Genomic DNA, 20,390 nt, shown 5'->3' on the forward strand with positions numbered 1-20,390 from the left:
ATGAATTTTGTCATAGTGCAAGCACGGATGGGTTCCACCCGTTTACCGGGTAAGGTTCTTAAAAAGGTTTGCGGTAAACATTTATTGGAACTGCAAAATGAGAGAATTCAGATGGTTCCTGGGATTGACCGGATAGTAATAGCTACTACAATGGCTGCCGGTGATGACGAAATAGTTCGGCTATGTTCAAAAAATGGAATAGAATGTTTTCGAGGTTCTGAAAATGATGTACTGGACAGGTATTATCAGGCTGCTATTTCTTTAGGCTGTAAACCGGAGGATACTATACTGCGTATAACGGCTGATTGTCCTCTAATTGATCCGCAGGTAGTCGCATCCGTACTAAAATTATATGATAAAGCCGGGGTGGATTACGCTTCCAATACTGATCCGCCTACTTATCCTGATGGTCTCGATGTGGAAGTGTTTTCTTTTGCGGTGTTGGCCCGGACTTGGCAGGAGGCAGTTCTTCCATCAGAGCGGGAACATGTAACTCCTTATATAAGAAAACACCCCGAATTTTTTATCCGGGTTAATTTAGAAAATGATATCGACCTGTCGAATTTACGCTGGTCGGTTGATGAACCGGAAGATTTTCAACTGCTTAGATTAATTTATGAAAATTTATATTCCAGAAAAAAAGATTTTTTAATGAATGATGTACTGGAATTACTTAATCAAAACCCGTATTATAAGGAAATAAATCGAAATTTTGCGAGAAATGAAGGCTACCAAAAGTCTTTACTGGAAGATGCCCGCTTGATAAATACTATAAAGGCAGTTGATAATAATGGTAAAAGCTAAATTATGCTTGGGTACGGTACAGTTTGGCTTAGACTATGGCATTAATAACAAAACCGGCAAACCTGCTGAAGAACAGGTATTTACTATGTTGGATCTGGCAGTGGCGAAAGGTATAGAATATTTCGATACTGCCGCAGCTTATGGTAATGCTGAAGAAATCCTGGGCCGGTATTTTGAAAGCAGAAATTTACAGAAGCAGGTTAAGGTTATATCGAAATTACGGCCTAACCTTATTACAGATGATAACTATAAGGCCGAAGCGATAGTGGAGAATGAAATTAGGAAATCGCTGGCGAGGCTTAAACTAGACTGTTTGGAAGGTTACCTCTTGCACACACCGACTGATTTTTATAATCAGAGTATTATGAATGGTTTATTTCTTGCTAAAGAGAAGGGCTTAATCAGGAATCTGGGTGTATCCATCTATGAAACCGAACATGCACTAGATGTGGCCAAGTCGGGGATAGTGGACTATATTCAGACACCATACAATGTGTTCGACCAGCGCCTGGACAAAACCGGGTTTTTTAGCATGGCCAAAGCCCATGGAGTCACGGTATTCGCCCGCAGCCCTTTCCTGCAGGGTTTATTATTTATGGAAGGAGATGATATACCTGCTCACCTGGAAAGAGCACGGGTATATTTGCATGATTTTGATGAAATAATCGCCAAATACAGCTTGAAACGGGTTGAAGCAGCCCTGTTTTTGTCATGCTTAAATCCGGGAATTGATTATGTGGTATTTGGTGTTGACAATATGGGGCAATTGACAGAAGATATTGAAGTTTTTAAGCAGAATTCAGATATTGATTTCAGCTGTATAGGAGAATTAAAAAAACATTTCATTAATATTGAAAAGGAAATCATTTTCCCCAGTTTATGGGCCAGGAAATAATTATAAGAAGGGATAAAAATGTCGGAACGCTACCACAACTCTGAACTGTTATTGGAAAGAGCATTGAAAAGCATACCTCTGGGAACCCAGACTTTTAGCAAAAGCAAGACCCAGTATCCATATGGAGTTTCCCCTTATTTCATTAAGAAGGGCAAAGGAAGTCATGTTTGGGATGTAGACGATAATGAATACATAGACTTCATCAATGGCCTGGCCTCTGTTACCCTGGGTTATAACGATCATGATGTAAATGCGGCTGTGCTGGAGCAGCTTGATAACGGAGTTACCTTCTCCTTACCCCATCCCCTGGAATTTATAGTGGCGGAGAAAATAATAGAAATAGTTCCCTGTGCTGAAATGGTGCGATTCGGCAAGAATGGTTCCGATGCAACTGCAGGAGCTATACGCCTGGCTCGTGCCTACACCCACCGCGACCATGTTGCGGTTTGCGGTTATCATGGGTGGCAAGACTGGTACATTGGATCTACTGCCCGCAACCTGGGGGTACCTGAATCCACCCGGCGGTTAACGCACATTTTTACTTATAATAACATTGAGTCTCTGCGGCTTATCTTTAAGCAGTGGCCAGAACAGCTTGCGGCAGTAATTATGGAGCCGATGAATTCAACAGAGCCAAAAAACGATTTTTTATTGATGGTTGAAGAATTGACGCATCAGAATGGGGCATTGTTTATTTTTGATGAGACTATTACTGGATTCCGTTATGCTAATGGCGGAGCCCAGGAATTCTTCGGAATAACGCCTGATTTAGCTACCTTTGGCAAAGGCATGAGCAATGGATATCCCCTGTCAGCTGTCGCCGGAAGGGCTGATATTATGCAGTTGATGGAAGAAGTATTCTTTTCCTTTACATTCGGCGGGGAAGCTTTGTCTTTAGCCGCTGCCAATGCCACGATGACCAAACTTCAAGAGGAACCAGTCCTGGAAACCATGAAGAATCAAGGATTGAAAGTAATAAAGGGTGTTGAAAAACTGCTAGCCGAAAACGGGCTTCAGGATGTTATTTCCATTACCGGCCATCCTAGTTGGGCATTTTTGAATTTCTGTGATATACCATCCTATACCTTGTGGGAGTTAAAAACTTTATTCTTGCAGGAAATGTTCTCCAGGGGGATTCTTATTCTTGGAACTCACAATATGAATTATTGCCATAGTGATGAGGATATTGCTATATTACTACATGCTTATAGTGAGGTTCTGGCAATCATCAGGGAGGCAATCGATAACAAATCACTGGATAAGTTGCTTCGGTGTAAGCCTCTTGTGCCGCTGTTCAGGTTAAGGTAGCATTTGGAGGCTCTAATAGAAAAACAAACAGGGACAAAACGGAAAAAATAGATAGTTATTGAAAAAATGTTATAATAAAAATGCAATACTCTTATTGATCACCTAAGACCGGAGGACGCAAACCACTAATGAAAATAGAAGCAAAATACGACTATAGAGATTGAGTGAAGAGGTGCGGGAAGCAGTTCAATAGGTATATTAAGAGAGGAGTTCCTATGTCAGAATTAAGCGAGTATTTAAAATAAAAAGAACAAGAGGAGATTTATCATCCTATTCAGGGTATTACATGGAGGTGATGAGGTGAGGATTGAAAGTATAAGAACTAAAAACTTTAAAATTCTTAAAGATACAACTATAAGGAACATTCCTGCTATGGCTATTTTTCTGGGAGCCAATGGCTCGGGAAAATCAACCTTTTTTGATATATTTGGTTTTTTACATGATTGCTTAACGGATAATGTAAGAGCAGCCCTTCTCAAACGTGGTGGTTTCAAAGAGGTGGTTAGCAGGGGACAAAGCGGCCCGATCGAATTTGAGATTAAATTTCGTTCTGCTCCGGGTGAACCTTTAGTGACTTATGAATTGCATATCAATTTGGATGATAAGGGTTTACCTATAGTGAGCAAAGAACTGCTGAAATATCGTCGCGGGCAAAAAGGGCGACCGTGGCACTTCCTGGATTTTTCCAATGGTGTTGGTCATGCGATTGTCAATGAAAGTGAATACGGGAAGCCTGGAGTTCAGGAAGCACGAGAGCAACAAACCCTGGATTCGCCTGATATTCTAGCTATTAAGGGATTGGGACAATTTCAAAAATATAAGCAAATTGCATCATTTAGGCGTTTAATAGAAGGTTGGCATGTTTCCGATTTTAGAATTGAATCAGCCCGCAGTACTAATGATGCTGGTTATGCTGAACACCTATCAGCTACTGGTGATAATTTGGCATTAGTGACTCAATTTATGCACGAGCATTATTCGGACAGGTTTCAACAGGTACTAGAAAAAATAGCCCAGCGGGTTCCTGGCATTAAATCGGTTGAGGCTAAAGAAACAGCAGATGGCAGGATAGTACTACGTTTTCAAAACGAAGAATTTAAGGATCCCTTTATTTCCAGGTATGTATCGGATGGAACGCTTAAGATGTTCGCTTATTTAATTCTACTTTATGATCCCACTCCGCACCCATTGCTTTGTATAGAGGAACCGGAAAACCAGTTGCATCCCGATCTTTTGTTGGAATTAGCTGAAGAGTTTAGAGCTTATGCCAGTAATGGTGGTCAGGTCTTTATATCAACCCATTCGCCCGATTTTGTCAATGCTGTGCAGCTGGAGGAGTTGTTCTGGTTATGTCAAGGCAACAACGGTTTTAGCAAAGTGGTACGGGCCTCTGATGAACCCTTATTGCAGAGTCTGGTTGCTGAAGGCGATTTACCAGGATCACTATGGAAGCAAGGCTTTTTCGAGGGGGCCGGACCTTTGTGATGGAGCTGTATTTTATGCTGGAAGAACCTTCCATGAAAGAACTATTGAAAATGATTTTACCGAAGGTGTTGCCGGAAGGGGTTCAGTATCATTTAATCAAGCATGAAGGAAAACAGGATTTGGAAAAATCTTTACCTAGGAAATTAAGAGCCATAACTCACGACGCGCGATTCATAGTAGTTAGGGATCAGGATAGCGCTGATTGTTATGAAATAAAAAAACGATTATGCGACATATGTTCTTTCAGCGGAAGAACGGATACGGTGGTCAGAATTGCCTGCCATGAAATGGAATCCTGGTTTTTGGGTGATTTACAGGCTGTGGAGAAGGCCTATAATATTAGCGGACTTTCCCGAAGACAGCAACAGAGAAAATACCGGAATCCCGATGGGCTAAATAATGCCGCTCAGGAATTAAAAAAGTTAGTTCCTGGATACCAAAAGATAAGTGGGGCTAGGACTATCGGACAACATATGGATATTAATAGAAACTGCTCAGCGAGTTTTCGAGTGTTTTTGGAAGGGGTTTATAAGGCTCTTGGGTAGGGGCATGTTAAGTGTTCTGTTTGGTTGCCACTGTTTTATTAATTTGGATTTTCAACAAATCCAACCAGTAACTGTAAAGGAAGGATAGTTGGTGAGTTACCATGAGACTATCTACTCATGAAATAAACTCTATTAAAGATACGATAAAAAGCGTTGATCAGGATGCGCGGATATATCTATTTGGCTCCCGGGTCGATAATAAAAAAAGAGGGGGAGATATTGATTTGTTGATATTCTCCCATAAGCTAAAAGAAGAAGAAAGATTTAGAATCAAGAGGGATTTGTGGGAACAAATAGGGGAGCAGAAGATAGATATTATTATTGTCCGGGATGAGTCTGATCCCTTTACGAGAATTGCGTTGAGGGGGGCAGTTTTATTATGAAAAAAGATGAGCCGGAATTGTTTGCCAAGGAATTAAAGCTTTTAGATGAGGCCGTCAAAATTCTGGCTTATTCTTATGAAGCATGCCGGGAAATAGGTATTAAGGAAAGCTATGAGCTGGAAGAATTAGATAAATTTGAGGCATTAACAAGCCGTTTTGCGAGAACAAGCGATATGTTGATTCAAAGAATCTTTTAGATTAATAGATATTCTAGAATTGGAAAAACCGGGCAGAAAAAAGAAACTTGATTTCTTCCAGGGAAGTATTTAAGAAAATAAGGTATTTGCGCAATGAAATTGCCCATGAGTATCTTCCGATGGCGATTGAGCAAATATTTAAAGAAGTATTAAGATTAACCCCTCATCTTATTGACAGCATTGGACGAATTCAGAAGTGGGAGCCAAGCCGGTAAGAGCACTATGGAAGCAAGGTTTTTCAGGTGACCCAGGCCATTGTGATGGAGCTGAAGCCGGGAAATCTCTTAGGGGGCAGATTTTAATGGAAGATATAGATATTTTTTTAACATCACTCAATACTGCATTGAGGAAAATTGAGAACAAGTATTTCAATGTCCCAAACCATAATAGACACTATCCAGTCTTTAGGGAGAGAATATATTGTTATGAATTATACCATCAATTGAGGAACAATCTTCCTGAAGGTTTCCCATTTACAATTCATGGCGAGCTCGATAAGGTGGTTAATATTTCTATTCATGAATTATTAAGAACAAAAAAACCTGATTTTGTAGTTCATGAGCCGGGCTCGAATTATAACCTTATCGTAATGGTAGTTAAGTCTATTAATAATACGGAGAATGATATAATTAATGATTGCTATAAACTAATTAATTTTAAAAATCATGCAAATTATACCCAGCCAATAATGATTGTATTTGGTGAAAAAGAAAGGGAAAAAGACGAAGAGTTAATACATAATGTTAAATCAACGCTTATTAGAGACGGTAAATGTGGAAACAACTTTTTATTAATTTGGCATAAGTCTTTTGATAAAATAAAATATTGGCATATAAATAAAGATGTTGTATTGGAAAATCAAAAAGACAAATTAAACATTACTGTTGTATCGGATTTGAATAGCTGGCTTAATATATATATTCCTTTATTGTTAAAAGAGTTGGAAAAGAAGAACCACATTATAAGATGGACTAACGATGTAAAAACAGTTTTATATGGTGATCTTGCCTTCTATCTTGGCTGTAGACAAATTGTCCCTTCCGATATTCTAGAAAAGAATAAGCATAACCTGGTTGTTCATGAAAGCGATTTACCCTGGGGTAAAGGTTGGTCACCTCTTACCTGGCAAATACTAGAGGGAAAAAACGATATTCCTATAGTCTTATTTGAAGCAGCTGAAAAAGTAGATAGTGGCGTAATTTATTTAAAGGAAACAATGCATTTTACAGGAACTGAACTTGTCGAAGAATTGCGGGCAACTCAGGCTGATACAACATTTAAATTGTGTTTGGAATTTATTGATAACTATCCCGATATTATAGATAAAGCTGTTAGCCAAGAAGGAGAAAGCAGTTATTATCGTCGCAGAACCCCTGAAGATAGCCGCCTTGATCCAGATAAAACTATAAGAGAACAGTTTGACCTTCTACGAGTGGTGGATAATAAGCGCTATCCTGCCTTTTTTGAGTTAAATGGAGAGCAATATCTTTTAAAAGTTTTGAAAAAAGGAAATTAAAATATGTCTTATGCTTTGGTTTCAAGCCGACCTGGATACGAAAAAATAGTGAAAAGGTTAAGCGGTTTTTTTATTTTAGTAACAATGAGGAATTGATAGACAAGCTCTAAATGAGATAAAACCAATTGTTAGAAGAAGGTGAGTATATTTGGAAGAGATTCTTAAATTAAAAGCTTCAGATACAGCTTCTTTAGAAGCACGAGGAGAAGCAAACAAAAAATATGGCATTCAAGATTTTGATACGTGGGTGAAAAGGATACTAAGTAGAATAAACTGTTCATCAGTATTAGATGTTTGTTGTGGTACTGGAAATCAGTTAACATATTATATACAAATGCCTTGTACCACTAATATTTTGGGAGTTGATATATCTAAAGATTCACTTAAAATAGCCAGACAGCGATGTGAGTATCTCCTTAGTACAAATAAAAAGTTAACGCTTAAGTGTTGTAAAATGGAGGAGATGTTTGACGATAAAGAAATAGATAGACAGTATGACCTTATTTCATGTTTTTATGGTTTGTATTATGCGGAAGATGTTGATGTTATAGTTGAGAGAATGATAGACCATCTAAATCATAAAGGGGTATTCTTAATAGTAGGTCCTTATGGGAAGAATAATGCTAGTTTATTTGAAATTATCCAAAAGCATTGCATGATTCCTGAATTAGTAATAAAAAGTTCTACGACTTTTATGCAAGAGGATTTAATATTAAAATTAGTTACTTTACCAGGAATTTCAGTTGATACTGAAACATTTGTAAATCCGATATTGTATCCTTCGCCTCAAGCAGTTATGGATTATTGGCAAGCTTCCACATTCTATGTTCCTCAATACCATTCAACTATACAACAAGAATTGGAAAAACGTTTTGAAAACCATGATGTATTTGTGGTTGAAAAACATATCATGGCAATTATTGCGTCTAAACTATAGGAGCGGTAAGGGGGAGGAAAATGAACAATATTTCACTACCGGGTATTATTGTGGGGAAGGGTTACAGACCATTTATTGTTGCTGAAATGTCAGGTAATCATAATCACTCTTTAAAACGAGCACTGGCTATTCTGGAAGCAGCTGCAGGGGCTGGTGCTCATGCAGTTAAGCTACAAACTTATACGGCAGATACAATTACCCTTGATATAAGCGATGGTGACTTTTTTATTGAGGATAAGGACAGCCCCTGGAAGGGTAGAAGTCTATATGACTTATATAATGAGGCCTATACCCCATGGGAATGGCATGAGCCGATTTTCAAGCGCTGCCGGGAATTGGGGCTAATGGCTTTTAGCACGCCTTTTGATGAGACAGCAGTGGATTTTTTAGAAACGTTGGATGTTCCCTGCTATAAGATTGCTTCCTTTGAAAATACTGATTTGCCGCTTATCCGCAAAGTAGCTTCAACAGGTAAGCCGATGATTATCTCTACCGGGATGGCTTCGGTAGCAGAGATAGATGAAACTGTGAGGGTGGCTCGGGAGGCAGGCTGTAAGGATTTAATTTTACTAAAGTGTACCAGCTCTTATCCCGCCAGCCCGGAGGATAGCAATTTGCTTACTATTCCGCATATGCAAAAACTGTTTAATTGTCCGGTAGGTCTTTCTGACCATACCATAGGAATTGGCGCAGCGATAGCTTCTGTGGCCCTGGGGGCCTGTATGATAGAAAAGCATTTTACTTTATCCAGAGCCGATGGCGGTGTAGACTCCGCATTTTCCATGGAACCGGAAGAAATGAGGCAGCTGGTAATTGAAACGGAACGGGCCTGGCAGGCACTGGGGAAAATCAGCTACGGCCCGGGGGAGCAGGAAAGCAAATCTTTGAAATTCCGGCGTTCTTTATATATATCCAAAGACATGGCCGCAGGGGAAGTTTTAACCCAGGAGAATCTTCGCATTGTGCGGCCTGGATATGGTTTGGAACCGAAGTATTATGATGTATTTTTAGGGAAAAAGATTAACCAGGCCGTAAAAAAAGGGACTCTTTTAAGCTGGGATTTGATATAGGAGAATATGATATGAATGTACTTATTATAGCCGCCCACCCCGATGATGAAGTCCTGGGCTGTGGGGGGACAATTGCAAAACACGTAGAGAACGGTGATGAAGTTCATGTGGTAATCCTGGCGGAGGGAGTGACCAGCCGGGATTTGCGGCGGGAACGGGAGAGCCGGGCCGGGGAGCTTTCGCAACTGGCGCAGGCGGCTCAGGAGGCGGGGCGGATTCTGGAAGTGCAGTCGGTAGAGTTGCATGATTTTCCCGATAATCGTATGGATGCGGTGGATTTGCTGGATGTTGTGAAAGTAGTGGAAACGGCTATTGATAAATATAAACCGGATATGGTCTATACCCATCATGCCGGGGATGTAAACATTGATCACCGTATTGTCCACCAGGCCGTAGTTACTGCCTGCCGCCCGTTGCCGGGACAGTGCGTTAAAACCCTGCTTTTCTTCGAAGTTCCTTCCAGTACTGAGTGGCAGATACCAGGTTCTGCTCCTGCTTTTTTGCCCAATTATTTTGTGGATATAAGCGATTGTTTAGATAAGAAGTTCCAGGCCCTGAAGGCCTATGAGAGCGAGATGCGGCCCTGGCCCCACCCGCGCTCGTTAACGGCAGTTGAACACCTGGCCCGCTGGCGGGGTTCTATGGTGGGGGTGGAAGCGGCAGAGGGGTTTATGCTGGGGCGCAAATTATCGTAAGTACCAGGAGTAATGATTTGCATGAGTGAAATTATCGCCATTCGGGTAGACGGCAACAGTGAAATAGGTTTTGGCCATTTGATGAGAATGAAGGCTTTGGCCCGGGAGTTTGACAAACTGGGGGCTGAAGTTATTTTTTTGAGTAGAAATCCGGAGAATATTGAGGGATACCGGGTAATGCAATTGGAACGCCGGACCGGGGACGAAGAGGACCTGCGGGTAGAAGAGATGCTGATGGAGATGCAGGCGGGGATGTTTATCATAGATTCCTATGAATATAATCAGGAGAGGTTGGACCGGGCGGGGCAATTGGCTCTGTTCACTGTGTATGTGGACGATCTCAATCTGCAGCCGTTTAATACGGATTTTGTAGTTAACGGTAACCTTTATGCTCCGGGGCTTCCTTATCGGGGGAGGGCCAGGTTTTTATTGGGTTCAAAGTACTTATTAATGCGGGAGGAGTTCGCCGGGGTTCCTCTACGTTTGCCCCATCCAGATGTGGAGCATGTGTTAATTACCTTCGGGGCGGCGGATATGGAGAATGTTACTCCGGGAATTTTGCCTGTTCTTAAAAGTTATAAGCATTTTGAAGATTTGCATTGGCATGTGGTGATAGGGCCGGTATTTCGTAATGCGGCAGAAGTTGAAGCGGTGGTAAGAGAGTGTACCAATGTGACCTTGCACTATAATCCGGATATAAAAATGTTGATGGATTTTTGTGATATATCTATCAGTGCCGCCGGGAGCACTACTTATGAGCTGGCGGCCTGTGGTGTACCGGCTTTGCTGGTAGTTGCAGCCGATAACCAGCTGCGGCTGGCCCAGGAAGCAGAGCGGCAGGGAATGGCGTTTAATCTGGGCTGGTACCATGAATTGGACCCGGCTAGCTTGTATTTTGCTCTAGATAGACTGATAAACAATCAGAGATTAAGGGAAAAGATGGCTGTTCGTGGGCAGGAGCTCATTGATGGGCGGGGAGCGCGGCGGGTGGCGGGGGTTCTGCTGCAGTTAGCTTAGCGTCTTCCGCACATTCCCTGAGATAGTATTAATTAGAAAACAGCAATACTATCATTTCTTTACCTTGAGAATTTCGTCATGTATTACCTGCGCAAGATTATCGATTATCCGCAGACCCCATAGTTGCCCTCGCATAGCGGGGTTGGGGTATCGTGTTTTAAGACTTATTTTCCTGCTTTGCCTGGAGCTCTTGGATGGTCTCCATGGGCAGGCCAGTTATCTTGCATCTCGGCCTGTTTAATAATTGTCTTAATATCCATGCTGTCAAGCCATTCGTGGCGTTCTTCAGTATAGTCACCATAACCGGAATCAAATTGCCTTAAAAATTCAACCATACCCACAGGACCTAGTTTTTCGGTCAGAGCCTCAATACCCATCCTGCGAATCGTACCTAAATCCCTTATCGTACTACTCATTTTCATCTACCTCCATGAACCAACTTACTGGATTTGCCGTTTTGATATTAAGTTTTAACCGTCCCGCTACATTCAGCAGGTTTTTATCGGTAGTTAGAAAAACATCTGCTTTTGAATACTCAGGCTATATGTAAGCTGTCAAACGATTTTATTCCGAAGCTTTGGATTTCGATTGCTCGATTAATAATTTTATCATTCAACATTATTTTTTCTTTAGCCGGTTTATAAAGCTGATAGACCTTATTTCTTCTCCATTTGTCTGGAGTGTTTTTAATTTCAATATCGAGTACCTCACTCGATATTAACTTCCATTCTCCTGATATACATTTTGATAAAATTGCGAGTATAGCATCGCTCTCAATCCGTATCTTGTTCTGTGTTTGATCATCAAACGGCCTGTTCAAACAGCAAACATCCAAATAAATTTTCATAATTATACTTATTTTCCTGTTCTAGATAGTATTAATCAGAAAACAGCAATACTATCATTTCTTACTTGAGAGGCTTGTCATATATTACCTGCACAAGATTGTCAATTATCCGCAGACCCCATAGTTGCCCTCGCATAGCGGGGTTGGGGTATCGTGTTTTAAGACTTATTTTCCTGCTTTGCCTGGAGCTCTTGGATGGTCTCCATGGGCAGGCCAGTTATCTTCACAATTATATGCGGCTCTATTCCTTCAACCAAGGCATTTCGGGCTACCTCCAGCTTACTTCTTTTTTCTCCTTTTTTCACTCCATTTTTTTCTCCTTTTTTTTCGACAAGCGGGTCATATAAGGTTTTAGCCATATTAAATACCTCCTCATTTAGCTTTTCATCTTTTATATACCTGCTATTTAAGTAGCGGAAGAGTTCTACATTTGCCAGCAGTATTTTATGCAGGTCTTCTCCGGCTATTTCCCTGTAGTGTGTGGATATTGCTTTTTGAGCGATAGGGTATGTAATGAAAAGGGAGCATTCTTTATTACCCAAGAATTGGCAGCCGAGTTAGACCGGGATGTTCAATTGATAAATTTGGATACGGTGTCAACCGTTACTTGGTGCATTTCAGGTACTGGTTAATTAAATCCATATACTCCAGGTAGTATTGTAAGCAGGTGTTTATAGAGCTATAAACGACTTCATCATTGATTTTCTCATATTCGTGTACCAGTATATTTCTGAGCCCGGTAGAAGGCGCAATTTTTAAAGCAAATTCAATAGGTATGATATCCTGCTCGGCGATATCGATAAAGGAGTTAAAGTAATCAGTAGCCCCTTTGCCGCTCTGCATCTTCAGGAGCATATTGTTAATATCGGTAGCGCATTCGACTATTAGCTGCATGGTTCTTTCTACAGCCCGCCGATAAATGGAGTTGCTGATATACTCATCCAGGGAAATAGATGAGAGAGATTTTAGCTCGGTATAGTAAGTCTGCAGTTTCTCTAATTTGGCGCAGATTCTGTCATGGTCGGACATTTTTTAATTCCTCCGCTAATTTCTTTTCGAATAGAGCATGCTTTATCTGGCGGAACTTGCGGGTTTCATAATAGCATTTATATAGATAAGGGCACAATTGTTGAAAGTATCCTTCTTCTTTCTCATATAGAACTCTGCCATCATTGGCAACTGCTTCTTTTAAAAGACCGGAAGCGGTTTGCAGGTTAACCAGGTCTATGTTACTTTTGCGATGCAGCATGATTAAATCACTCATCAAATCAAATAATTGCTGGCTACCCAGCTGCTGTTCCGAAATAAAGGCAATATCTATGTCACTGCGGGAATGGTCATAGTCTTCCTGCCGGGCATAGCTGCCGTAATATACTAATAGCTTCAGATGATATTTTTCTACTACCTGCTGCAGTTTGTCGGTATCGATTTTAGTGAGCATTTTTTATACCTTCTTCCTGCTTCCAATGTAAAGGACTAAAAACGATAGCACATGGAAACACGACTAATAAATAGATTACTGATTCTGATAAATAATTGGTTTATACCGGGGGCGGGGAATGGGGATATCAGCTTCACGGGCGGCTGCTATCCATGCTTTTTTGGCCAGTTGTATTTCTTTGGCAGCTTCTTCCGGGCTAACCCCAAAGGCGGAGCATCCTTTTAAATCAGGGATATCAGCAATATAACCGCCGTCTTTTTCACTATAAAAAATATTGATGTGATAGTCTTTCAATCTTCTTCGACCCCCATTTGCAGGTTATATTTTTCAATCAGGGTTAAGAACTGATTGATCTGATATGGTTTTACCTTGCCATCAACTTCCTGCAGGTTAATAATTTCGTTTATGTCAGGATGAACAAAAATGTGGTGACTTCCATTTATACGTTTTAGTTCAAATCCATAGGCTGCGACTAATTTTAGCATATCAGAGAAACGAATATTGCGGTTGTTGTTAAGAATTTTCTTTATTAGTTTTTTTGGATTCATACATGCCCCTTATAGAATTATAACTTAATTTCTACAAGATGACACGTAATAATAAGGAAAATATTACCTGCCAAGTAGTGTTTTCTTGATGCCTGCAGCACAATCGTATATCATTATTTTATAAAAGGAAGGGATGGGACATGAAACTTGAGTTAAGCAGTTTGAGAAATGCTATAAGATCGCTGGAAAAGGCTTTGCTGATTACTGCTGACAAAATTGTGCAGGAAGATGTGAGTACTGATGAAATAGATTTGATGAAAGCCGGTGTAATTCAAAATTTTGAATTCAGCTATGAACTCTGTTGGAAATCTATGAAGCGTTGGATTGAATATAATGTTGGTGCGGAAATTGTTGATGGGGTAACCCGTAAGGAACTATTTCGAAGAGGCCTGGAGAATAAGTTGATTTCGGATATTGATATATGGATGGAATTTCATCGGGCTAGAAATATATCATCACATATATATGATGATAAGACCGCAGAGGAAGTGTATGAAATAGCCACAAAATTCCTTGATTATGCTAAAAAGCTTCTCGATAGTTTGGAGAGCCGCAATGATTAATGTAAGCGAATCCCAAATGCAAATTATACTTCGTATTCTGGATAGGTATGTTCCCGATAGTCAGGTCTGGGCCTTTGGTTCACGGGTTAAGGGAAATTTTAAGAGCTATTCGGATTTGGATCTAGTTGTTATCAGCGAGGATAAAATGAGTATAAGCGAGTTTGGAGAATTAATTGAAGCATTTCAGGAATCTGACCTGCCATTTCGGGTCGATGTGCTGGATTGGCATGCTATTTCACCTGAATTTCGTCAGCTTATAAAACAAAAGTATGAAGTATTGAAGGCTAAGAAATCTCCTACCGATTCTTTGCTGGTAGCTGTCCTGTCTTGAAACTAAGCAGCTTAGCGAAACGCAATATAAGGGAAATATTACTCAAGGGTGTTTTGAAAATGCTTAGCGAATTTGGGTAACATTATCCACTATGCTGGCTAAAAATAGTTAAAGAGGGTGTGTTTTTTGAGGGAGACAGTAAATCTGACACTAGAAGCCCATCCGGATATTGAACTGGGCAGGGAAAGAAGGCCCCTGGAAGCCTTCCTGACTTTTCCGGAGGCAGGAATCAATGAGGATACCGGTATATTCCTGCTGATCGATGGCCTGGGCGGGCGGGCAAATTCCCAATATCAAAGCGATGAATTGCGCCCCTTTGTCGCCGATACTTTTAACTGTGTGGCGGTAGGGGTAAATTATTTCGGTATTGCCCGTAATGAGGTTTTGAATATCACCCCGGAGTTTTTATATAATTTCAACCGTATTTACGGCTTGAACCTGAGCCTGGAGAGCTTCAAACTGGTGCAAGGTGAGGATGATATCTACCGGGTGATTGCGGAAGCGGTTATCGGGCGGGGGATTACCAGTGTGGATGTTCGCTGCCAGCCTACCCTGGAAACGGGGAGGGGGGAATACCAGTCCTGGGGGTTTTTGCCGGCCATTGACTGCTTGCAGGTAGTGGGTGAAGTCTTGAAAACCTATCCGCTTAACCCGGGCCGGATTATGGCTTATGGCAGCGGCTACGGGGGATACATAGCTCTTTTGCTGGGAAAGTTTGCTCCCCATACCTTTTCCGTGATTATGGAGCGGGGGGCTTACTGCCGTTCAGAGTTGAAACATATTGCCTGCGGGGAAGTCATGGAAGAGGATTATATATACAGTTTTGCTATACGCTTTTCTGATTTGAGATTTACTATAGCTGCTGGTTCCAAGAACCCCTGGACGATAGAGGACGAGCTGTCCTTGGCCTATTTTTCCGACAGCCACCGCCGCATCCGGAGTTTGCTGGCGGAAGGGCCGCGGATGGTTTCTCCTACTCGTTACTATATATTGCATGCGGAAGATGATGATATCGTCCCGGTGGCGGATAAAGACCTTCTGGTGGAGAGGCTGAGAGATTATGCTCCGGTTTATTACCAGCGAGTGCCGGGGTCGGGAGGGGAGCGGGAGGTTTTGGACGACAGCGTGGTTAAAGAGGAGAACGGTAAGGAGAACGGCGCGAAGGAGCTATTTCCGCTGCTGGATTTAAACAAGGCCAGTGACCGGGATTTGCTCCAATGCTTAAGCCAGGTGGAGCAGGATGAGAGCATTCCCGAGAAGCGGGATACGGATTTCACTTTGAATAGCCGCTATGTCTTTGACTGTGGCGAGAAGCACTACGAGTTTTCTTTTGCTGATTCCTATGGGTTACAAGTGACTCTGCGGGACAAGCCGGGGATTTAGCCTTTATATGCAATGTCAATAATAAAGTGAGGGGCAAGGGGTAAGAGGCAAGGGGTAAGAGGTTAATATGTAATTGCTGTATGGAGGTTCTGCCGGCCATTCCCCTCTGTTTCAAGCCTTGCAGGTGAATGATAATGGCAACGGTAATAAGTATGATTAATCTGAAAGGAGGGGTAGGAAAGACTACCCTGACCGTGGCTATGGCGGAGTTTATGGCGGCGGAGTATGGCCTTAAGGTGCTGGTGGTGGACCTCGATCCCCAGACCAATGCCACCGTGGCTTTGATTAATGAACTAGAATGGAGAAAACGCAATATACGGGGGCAGACGCTACTTAATATTTTTTTGGATCACCTGAGCAAATACCAGGTATTTTCGCTGGAGGAGGCTATAGTACATAATGTTTCCAATGTTAATGGCGGCATAGAGGGTTTGGATTTGCTGCCTTCCAGCATTGACCTGATTGAGGTGCATGATGAGTTCCTGCAAGCTATTCCTTCGCTCCCCATTAATCCCCTGCATCTCCTGGATGATGTTTTGCGGGCAGCACTTTCCGCATATGACATAGTCTTGATTGATTGCCCGCCGGATCTGGGCCTGATTTGCCAGAACGGCCTGATGATCAGCGATTATTATATTATTCCTACCATACCGGACATCCTTTCTACTTATGGGATTCCCCAGATTATAAACCGCATCGGGCGTTTGCAGCGGGAGAATAGTATTTCTATCCAACCGCTGGGCCTGGTTATTAGCAAATACCGCCAGCAATCGGAAATCCACAAGAACCAGGCAAATCTTTTAAAAATTCATGCTCCCAAGGCCGGATACCGGCAAGTATTTAACACCTTTATTCCAGAAGGAAATCTGGCCGCTATGGTGATGGATTATACCTTGCATTTCAATAGCCTGCGGGAAAAATACAACTACAGCAAGTATTATCAAATATATAAAGCCCTTACCGAGGAGGTTTTGAGCTGTGTCCAATAATGAGCTTGGTCAACAAATGGCGGAGTTTTTCCGCGCTCTGGCGGTGGAGATTGAGAACAGTCCTTCTCTGGCGCGCAAGCTGGCAGTTCCCTTTCAAAATGTGGCGGCGGCCGGAGGCCAGGCTGCACCCAAAAAACGTACAAGCAGGAGTAAAGTTTTCGTACCAGAGGGATTTGACCCCTTTCAGATTTACTATGACCGGGGTGGACTTGGTTTGCAGCAAGCCATGGAAGCTATGGATGCAGCTACCTTAAAGGCTATCCTGAATCATTTTGCTCTGGATCCTACCCGCAGTTATACCCGCTGGCGCAAAGAGGAGCGGCTGATGGCTTATATTATTGAAAGGGTCAAAGCTTTAAGCAATAAAGGTCAGGTCTTTAGGGGCTAAAGGAGAAAGTATAATTTACGGTTTTTGTCGGATTTTTTATGGCATTTTGTGGTTCTGGAAGTAGAAGCCAGGAACAACAAAATACTTGAAGATATATTCAGACCAAATTATAATTTTGTCAGGAGGTGGGGCATATATGTCAGTGGCAAGAGTTGGGAAACGTGGCACATTAATTATTCCAGCGGAAATACGTAAAAACAATGGGATTAAAGAGGGCGATGAATTGATTATCAATGTCAGCGAAGCGGGAGTAATATATATGATTCCTAAACCCAAGGACTTTGTTATGGCTTTAAAAGAGTCCGGGCAGGGTTTATGGGGTGATATTGACCCCGTTGAATATATTCGGCAGGAGCGGGATTCATGGGATTAGACTATACGGGTCAAACACTTATGATTGACAGCAATTGCTTTATATATCTTATTGAAGGTGAGTGTTATCCACTATTCTTACCCCGGGTGGAAAGATCATTCAGAGCTGTTAGTAAAGGCCAATGTGTGGCTTTGACTTCTCCAATTACCTTAACTGAAGTTATGACCCGCCCCAGGAAAATGGGTCAGGAAGACCTGGCTTACACCTACAAAGCACTTATTACCAATTTCCCCAACCTTAATATAATACCCATCGACAATAACATCGCTGATCGTGCGGCTGCTTTGCGAGGCCTATACGGACTAAAGACCCCGGATGCTCTGCAATTGGCAACCGGTCTGGTTAATAGAGCCACTCGTTTTGTAACTTTTGACCGGGAATTTCGCAAGCTGCCACCTTTAATGAATGTGCTTATTCCCGATGAATAAAATGGTGGATTTTAAGCCCGGGGTTGTATCTCATCAGATATTGAGGCTGATACATTTCCCCATGCTTCAATTCAGCAATAAAGGATTTGACGGAATTTTGCGATATATCTATTAGTACAACCGGGAGTATAACTTACCAACTGCTTACCTGTGCTGTACCGGTAAGCTGGTAATATGTGGCCGGGCCGATCGGAGGTAGTTTCTTGATGGTCCAGGGTGCAGTTGCTTGCGCTATACTGCTGGACGGGATGAGGAGAAGCTAATATGGGCATAAAAGAGATGATACGGGGCAAAAAGGTGCTGGTGACCGGGGGCACCGGGACGGTGGGGAAAAAACTGGCGCAAAGGCTTCTGGAATTGGAAGCAGCGGTGGTTCGCATCTATTCCCGGGATGAACATAAACAGTTTGCTATACAGGAGCATTTTACCTACCAGAGGCTGGACATGAAGCGGATGCGCTTTTTTCTCGGCGATGTGCGGGACAAGGAACGCTTGAAGCGGGCGATGGAGGATATAGACCTGGTTTTTCACCTGGCGGCTTTAAAGCATGTACCGGCCTGCGAGTACAACCCTTCGGAAGCAGTCAAGACCAATGTTATAGGGACGCAGAATATAATTGATTGTGCTATAGAAACGGCGGTTTCTGCCGTGGTATATACCAGTACGGACAAGGCGGCGTCACCCACCAATACTATGGGGGCCACCAAATTGCTCTCTGAACGCTTGATATCTTCAGCGGATCACTGGAAGGGCCCTCGGCAAATCAAATTCCTTTCCGTTCGTTTTGGCAATATAATCAACAGCCGGGGTTCAGTGGTGCCGCTGTTTGAGAAGCAGATTGCCCGGGGGGGACCGGTTACGCTTACCGACCCACTCATGACTCGCTTCTTTATGAGCGCGGATCGGGCGGTGGATTTGATATTAAAATCCCTGGCTATGTCGCGGGGCGGGGAAACCTTTGTATTTAAGATGCCGGTTCTGCAGGTGGGCGACCTGGCCCGAGCGGTGATAGATAATTCAGGTAAAGATGTAGAAATGAGCATAATCGGCCTACGGCCCGGGGAGAAGATGTACGAGGAACTGATGAGTGAGGAAGAAAGCGCGCGAGCGCTGGAAACGGACGAACTTTTTGTCATAATACCTTATGACCATGACCGGCGGGAGTACCAGGAGTGCTATAGCGGTGCCCGGCTGGCCGAGTGTAGTACATATAGCTCAACTGCTGCTGAGGCGATGAGTTTGGAAGAAATAAAAGCTATGCTTAATGGGAAACGATAATTTGCTTACAGGGAGGATGGACATGAATATTCTGGTTACCGGCGGGGCCGGTTTTATTGGCCGGTGGGTAGTTAAAAAACTGCTGGCGGAAGGGCAGCGGATTACGGCCCTGGATGACCTGTCCAACGGACGCTTAATGAATATAGATGAATTCAGGGATAACCCTGATTTCTTGTTTATAGAGGGAGATATCAAGGATCGGGATACATTAAAGCAGGTGTTTGCCGGTGGTTTTGACCTGGTCTATCACCTGGCGGCCAGCATTAATGTACAGGATTCCATAGATGATCCCCGCACAACTTATGAAAATGATGTGACCGGGACTTTTAATGTATTGGAAGAATGCCGGCGGCAGAACATAAAGATGCTTTTCATGTCTACCTGCATGGTTTACGAACGCAGTTTGGATGAGACCGGCATCACTGAGGAGCACCCGGTGAAACCGGCTTCACCTTACGCGGCCAGCAAGCTGGCGGGAGAGGCCCTGACCCTTTCCTATTATTACGCCTATGGCTTGCCCACAGTGGTAGTTCGACCCTTCAACACCTATGGGCCTTTCCAGAAATCCTCCGGCGAGGGTGGGGTGGTAGCCATCTTTATTCAGCGAGAACTGGCCGGAGAAGAGCTCAATATATACGGGGATGGCACCCAGACCCGGGATTTGCTCTATGTGGAGGATTGTGCTGATTTTGTTGTCCGGGCAGGTAGGGACAGCCGGGCAAATGGGCAACTGCTTAATGCCGGGCTGGGGCGGGATGTAAGCATCAACGGGCTGGCCCGGATGATAGGCGGTGATGCCGGGAGAATCAGACATGTTGCTCATATTCATCCTCAGAGCGAAATTCCCAAGCTGCTCTGCAACTACGATAAAGCGCGGGAGCTGCTGGATTGGCAGCCCCGGGTAAGTCTGGAAGAGGGGCTGCAAAGAACCCGGGAGTGGATGATTGTCGGATGACGGAAGACGGATGT

29 protein-coding genes are annotated in these 20,390 nt (G+C 42.9%); 22 read left to right on the plus strand and 7 right to left on the minus strand.

Going from position 1 to position 20,390, the window contains the following annotated elements; translation table 11 throughout:
• From SWOL_RS01065 to pseG, 13 genes are all read left to right on the plus strand, one after another.
• Complete coding sequence (locus tag SWOL_RS01065; RefSeq protein WP_011639662.1) at positions 1–804, plus strand: cytidylyltransferase domain-containing protein; 804 nt, start codon at positions 1–3, stop codon at positions 802–804.
• Positions 791–1,699, plus strand: coding sequence for an aldo/keto reductase (locus tag SWOL_RS01070; protein WP_011639663.1), 909 nt, complete (start codon positions 791–793; stop codon positions 1,697–1,699). The genes SWOL_RS01065 and SWOL_RS01070 overlap by 14 nt, the downstream gene beginning before the upstream one ends.
• An 18-nt stretch (positions 1,700–1,717) precedes the next feature.
• Positions 1,718–3,007, plus strand: coding sequence for an aminotransferase class III-fold pyridoxal phosphate-dependent enzyme (locus tag SWOL_RS01075; RefSeq protein ID WP_011639664.1), 1,290 nt, complete (start codon positions 1,718–1,720; stop codon positions 3,005–3,007).
• A gap of 300 nt (positions 3,008–3,307) precedes the next feature.
• The gene (locus SWOL_RS01080) at positions 3,308–4,492 is read left to right on the plus strand and encodes an AAA family ATPase (RefSeq protein WP_011639665.1); all 1,185 of its coding nucleotides are present in this window, start codon (positions 3,308–3,310) and stop codon (positions 4,490–4,492) included.
• The gene (locus tag SWOL_RS01085) at positions 4,492–5,037 is read left to right on the plus strand and encodes a DUF4276 family protein (protein WP_011639666.1); all 546 of its coding nucleotides are present in this window, start codon (positions 4,492–4,494) and stop codon (positions 5,035–5,037) included. The genes SWOL_RS01080 and SWOL_RS01085 overlap by 1 nt, the downstream gene beginning before the upstream one ends.
• Before the next feature lie 101 nt (positions 5,038–5,138).
• On the plus strand, positions 5,139–5,420 hold the full coding sequence (locus SWOL_RS01090) for a nucleotidyltransferase domain-containing protein (RefSeq protein ID WP_011639667.1): 282 nt from the start codon (positions 5,139–5,141) through the stop codon (positions 5,418–5,420).
• Positions 5,417–5,617, plus strand: a complete 201-nt coding sequence (locus SWOL_RS13405; protein ID WP_011639668.1) for a hypothetical protein — start codon at positions 5,417–5,419, stop codon at positions 5,615–5,617. The genes SWOL_RS01090 and SWOL_RS13405 overlap by 4 nt, the downstream gene beginning before the upstream one ends.
• A 47-nt stretch (positions 5,618–5,664) precedes the next feature.
• Positions 5,665–5,832, plus strand: a complete 168-nt coding sequence (locus SWOL_RS14680) for a hypothetical protein (RefSeq protein WP_207635309.1) — start codon at positions 5,665–5,667, stop codon at positions 5,830–5,832.
• Positions 5,814–7,133: a formyltransferase family protein gene (locus SWOL_RS14685; protein ID WP_207635310.1), complete on the plus strand. Its 1,320-nt coding sequence runs from the start codon at positions 5,814–5,816 to the stop codon at positions 7,131–7,133. Before SWOL_RS14680 ends, SWOL_RS14685 begins: the two co-directional genes overlap by 19 nt.
• A gap of 148 nt (positions 7,134–7,281) precedes the next feature.
• The gene (locus SWOL_RS01105; protein ID WP_011639670.1) at positions 7,282–8,070 is read left to right on the plus strand and encodes a class I SAM-dependent methyltransferase; all 789 of its coding nucleotides are present in this window, start codon (positions 7,282–7,284) and stop codon (positions 8,068–8,070) included.
• 20 nt (positions 8,071–8,090) lie between these two features.
• Complete coding sequence (gene pseI, locus SWOL_RS01110; RefSeq protein WP_011639671.1) at positions 8,091–9,140, plus strand: pseudaminic acid synthase; 1,050 nt, start codon at positions 8,091–8,093, stop codon at positions 9,138–9,140.
• Positions 9,141–9,151: 11 nt separating this feature from the next.
• Complete coding sequence (locus SWOL_RS01115; RefSeq protein ID WP_011639672.1) at positions 9,152–9,835, plus strand: PIG-L deacetylase family protein; 684 nt, start codon at positions 9,152–9,154, stop codon at positions 9,833–9,835.
• A gap of 21 nt (positions 9,836–9,856) precedes the next feature.
• Positions 9,857–10,852 (plus strand): UDP-2,4-diacetamido-2,4,6-trideoxy-beta-L-altropyranose hydrolase, encoded by a 996-nt coding sequence (pseG, locus tag SWOL_RS01120; protein ID WP_011639673.1) that lies wholly within the window; start codon positions 9,857–9,859, stop codon positions 10,850–10,852.
• Positions 10,853–11,016: 164 nt separating this feature from the next.
• On the opposite strand, the gene SWOL_RS01125 is transcribed toward pseG, so the two are convergent.
• From SWOL_RS01125 to SWOL_RS01155, 7 genes are all read right to left on the minus strand, one after another.
• Positions 11,017–11,268, minus strand: coding sequence for a hypothetical protein (locus tag SWOL_RS01125; protein WP_011639674.1), 252 nt, complete (start codon positions 11,266–11,268; stop codon positions 11,017–11,019).
• Between the two features lie 119 nt (positions 11,269–11,387).
• The gene (locus tag SWOL_RS01130; protein ID WP_011639675.1) at positions 11,388–11,699 is read right to left on the minus strand and encodes a hypothetical protein; all 312 of its coding nucleotides are present in this window, start codon (positions 11,697–11,699) and stop codon (positions 11,388–11,390) included.
• Between the two features lie 158 nt (positions 11,700–11,857).
• On the minus strand, positions 11,858–12,058 hold the full coding sequence (locus tag SWOL_RS14165; RefSeq protein WP_041427661.1) for a hypothetical protein: 201 nt from the start codon (positions 12,056–12,058) through the stop codon (positions 11,858–11,860).
• Positions 12,059–12,302: 244 nt separating this feature from the next.
• Positions 12,303–12,728, minus strand: a complete 426-nt coding sequence (gene hepT, locus SWOL_RS01140) for a type VII toxin-antitoxin system HepT family RNase toxin (protein WP_011639677.1) — start codon at positions 12,726–12,728, stop codon at positions 12,303–12,305.
• Complete coding sequence (gene mntA, locus SWOL_RS01145; RefSeq protein ID WP_011639678.1) at positions 12,715–13,140, minus strand: type VII toxin-antitoxin system MntA family adenylyltransferase antitoxin; 426 nt, start codon at positions 13,138–13,140, stop codon at positions 12,715–12,717. The genes hepT and mntA overlap by 14 nt, the downstream gene beginning before the upstream one ends.
• 75 nt (positions 13,141–13,215) lie before the next feature.
• Positions 13,216–13,434 (minus strand): type II toxin-antitoxin system HicB family antitoxin, encoded by a 219-nt coding sequence (locus SWOL_RS01150; protein WP_011639679.1) that lies wholly within the window; start codon positions 13,432–13,434, stop codon positions 13,216–13,218.
• Positions 13,431–13,688, minus strand: coding sequence for a type II toxin-antitoxin system HicA family toxin (locus tag SWOL_RS01155; RefSeq protein WP_011639680.1), 258 nt, complete (start codon positions 13,686–13,688; stop codon positions 13,431–13,433). The genes SWOL_RS01150 and SWOL_RS01155 overlap by 4 nt, the downstream gene beginning before the upstream one ends.
• 140 nt (positions 13,689–13,828) lie before the next feature.
• On the opposite strand from SWOL_RS01155, the gene SWOL_RS01160 reads away from it, so the two are divergent.
• The 9 genes from SWOL_RS01160 to SWOL_RS01200 all read left to right on the plus strand — a co-directional run bounded on the left by SWOL_RS01160 (position 13,829) and on the right by SWOL_RS01200 (position 20,376).
• A complete protein-coding gene (locus tag SWOL_RS01160) occupies positions 13,829–14,251 on the plus strand; it encodes a nucleotidyltransferase substrate binding protein (protein ID WP_011639681.1) in 423 nt (140 codons plus the stop codon).
• Entirely contained in the window at positions 14,244–14,582 is a 339-nt protein-coding gene (locus SWOL_RS01165; protein WP_011639682.1) for a nucleotidyltransferase family protein, read from the plus strand. Before SWOL_RS01160 ends, SWOL_RS01165 begins: the two co-directional genes overlap by 8 nt.
• Before the next feature lie 126 nt (positions 14,583–14,708).
• Positions 14,709–15,965 (plus strand): DUF2920 family protein, encoded by a 1,257-nt coding sequence (locus SWOL_RS01170; RefSeq protein WP_011639683.1) that lies wholly within the window; start codon positions 14,709–14,711, stop codon positions 15,963–15,965.
• A gap of 134 nt (positions 15,966–16,099) precedes the next feature.
• Positions 16,100–16,954: a ParA family protein gene (locus tag SWOL_RS01175; RefSeq protein ID WP_011639684.1), complete on the plus strand. Its 855-nt coding sequence runs from the start codon at positions 16,100–16,102 to the stop codon at positions 16,952–16,954.
• A complete protein-coding gene (locus tag SWOL_RS01180) occupies positions 16,944–17,342 on the plus strand; it encodes a hypothetical protein (RefSeq protein ID WP_011639685.1) in 399 nt (132 codons plus the stop codon). The genes SWOL_RS01175 and SWOL_RS01180 overlap by 11 nt, the downstream gene beginning before the upstream one ends.
• A gap of 136 nt (positions 17,343–17,478) precedes the next feature.
• Positions 17,479–17,715, plus strand: coding sequence for an AbrB/MazE/SpoVT family DNA-binding domain-containing protein (locus SWOL_RS01185; RefSeq protein WP_011639686.1), 237 nt, complete (start codon positions 17,479–17,481; stop codon positions 17,713–17,715).
• Complete coding sequence (locus SWOL_RS01190) at positions 17,706–18,143, plus strand: type II toxin-antitoxin system VapC family toxin (RefSeq protein ID WP_011639687.1); 438 nt, start codon at positions 17,706–17,708, stop codon at positions 18,141–18,143. The genes SWOL_RS01185 and SWOL_RS01190 overlap by 10 nt, the downstream gene beginning before the upstream one ends.
• A 264-nt stretch (positions 18,144–18,407) precedes the next feature.
• Complete coding sequence (locus SWOL_RS01195) at positions 18,408–19,421, plus strand: UDP-N-acetylglucosamine 4,6-dehydratase family protein (protein ID WP_011639688.1); 1,014 nt, start codon at positions 18,408–18,410, stop codon at positions 19,419–19,421.
• A 22-nt stretch (positions 19,422–19,443) separates the two neighbouring features.
• On the plus strand, positions 19,444–20,376 hold the full coding sequence (locus tag SWOL_RS01200; RefSeq protein WP_011639689.1) for a dTDP-glucose 4,6-dehydratase: 933 nt from the start codon (positions 19,444–19,446) through the stop codon (positions 20,374–20,376).
• Positions 20,377–20,390: the final 14 nt, after the last annotated feature.

Source organism: Syntrophomonas wolfei subsp. wolfei str. Goettingen G311, from assembly GCF_000014725.1.
GTDB classification, from domain to species: Bacteria; Bacillota; Syntrophomonadia; order Syntrophomonadales; family Syntrophomonadaceae; genus Syntrophomonas; species Syntrophomonas wolfei.

Bases quoted from the DNA above. Each gene is read 5' to 3' on its own strand.
- SWOL_RS01065 (WP_011639662.1), top strand. From the start codon at position 1: ATGAATTTTGTCATAGTGCAAGCACGGATGGGTTCCACCCGTTTACCG.
- SWOL_RS01070 (WP_011639663.1), top strand. From the start codon at position 791: ATGGTAAAAGCTAAATTATGCTTGGGTACGGTACAGTTTGGCTTAGAC.
- SWOL_RS01075 (WP_011639664.1), top strand. From the start codon at position 1,718: ATGTCGGAACGCTACCACAACTCTGAACTGTTATTGGAAAGAGCATTG.
- SWOL_RS01085 (WP_011639666.1), top strand. From the start codon at position 4,492: ATGGAGCTGTATTTTATGCTGGAAGAACCTTCCATGAAAGAACTATTG.
- SWOL_RS01090 (WP_011639667.1), top strand. From the start codon at position 5,139: ATGAGACTATCTACTCATGAAATAAACTCTATTAAAGATACGATAAAA.
- SWOL_RS13405 (WP_011639668.1), top strand. From the start codon at position 5,417: ATGAAAAAAGATGAGCCGGAATTGTTTGCCAAGGAATTAAAGCTTTTA.
- pseI (WP_011639671.1), top strand. From the start codon at position 8,091: ATGAACAATATTTCACTACCGGGTATTATTGTGGGGAAGGGTTACAGA.
- SWOL_RS01115 (WP_011639672.1), top strand. From the start codon at position 9,152: ATGAATGTACTTATTATAGCCGCCCACCCCGATGATGAAGTCCTGGGC.
- pseG (WP_011639673.1), top strand. From the start codon at position 9,857: ATGAGTGAAATTATCGCCATTCGGGTAGACGGCAACAGTGAAATAGGT.
- SWOL_RS01125 (WP_011639674.1), bottom strand. From the start codon at position 11,268: ATGAGTAGTACGATAAGGGATTTAGGTACGATTCGCAGGATGGGTATT.
- SWOL_RS01130 (WP_011639675.1), bottom strand. From the start codon at position 11,699: ATGAAAATTTATTTGGATGTTTGCTGTTTGAACAGGCCGTTTGATGAT.
- SWOL_RS14165 (WP_041427661.1), bottom strand. From the start codon at position 12,058: ATGGCTAAAACCTTATATGACCCGCTTGTCGAAAAAAAAGGAGAAAAA.
- hepT (WP_011639677.1), bottom strand. From the start codon at position 12,728: ATGTCCGACCATGACAGAATCTGCGCCAAATTAGAGAAACTGCAGACT.
- mntA (WP_011639678.1), bottom strand. From the start codon at position 13,140: ATGCTCACTAAAATCGATACCGACAAACTGCAGCAGGTAGTAGAAAAA.
- SWOL_RS01155 (WP_011639680.1), bottom strand. From the start codon at position 13,688: ATGAATCCAAAAAAACTAATAAAGAAAATTCTTAACAACAACCGCAAT.
- SWOL_RS01160 (WP_011639681.1), top strand. From the start codon at position 13,829: ATGAAACTTGAGTTAAGCAGTTTGAGAAATGCTATAAGATCGCTGGAA.
- SWOL_RS01165 (WP_011639682.1), top strand. From the start codon at position 14,244: ATGATTAATGTAAGCGAATCCCAAATGCAAATTATACTTCGTATTCTG.
- SWOL_RS01175 (WP_011639684.1), top strand. From the start codon at position 16,100: ATGGCAACGGTAATAAGTATGATTAATCTGAAAGGAGGGGTAGGAAAG.
- SWOL_RS01185 (WP_011639686.1), top strand. From the start codon at position 17,479: ATGTCAGTGGCAAGAGTTGGGAAACGTGGCACATTAATTATTCCAGCG.
- SWOL_RS01190 (WP_011639687.1), top strand. From the start codon at position 17,706: ATGGGATTAGACTATACGGGTCAAACACTTATGATTGACAGCAATTGC.
- SWOL_RS01195 (WP_011639688.1), top strand. From the start codon at position 18,408: ATGGGCATAAAAGAGATGATACGGGGCAAAAAGGTGCTGGTGACCGGG.
- SWOL_RS01200 (WP_011639689.1), top strand. From the start codon at position 19,444: ATGAATATTCTGGTTACCGGCGGGGCCGGTTTTATTGGCCGGTGGGTA.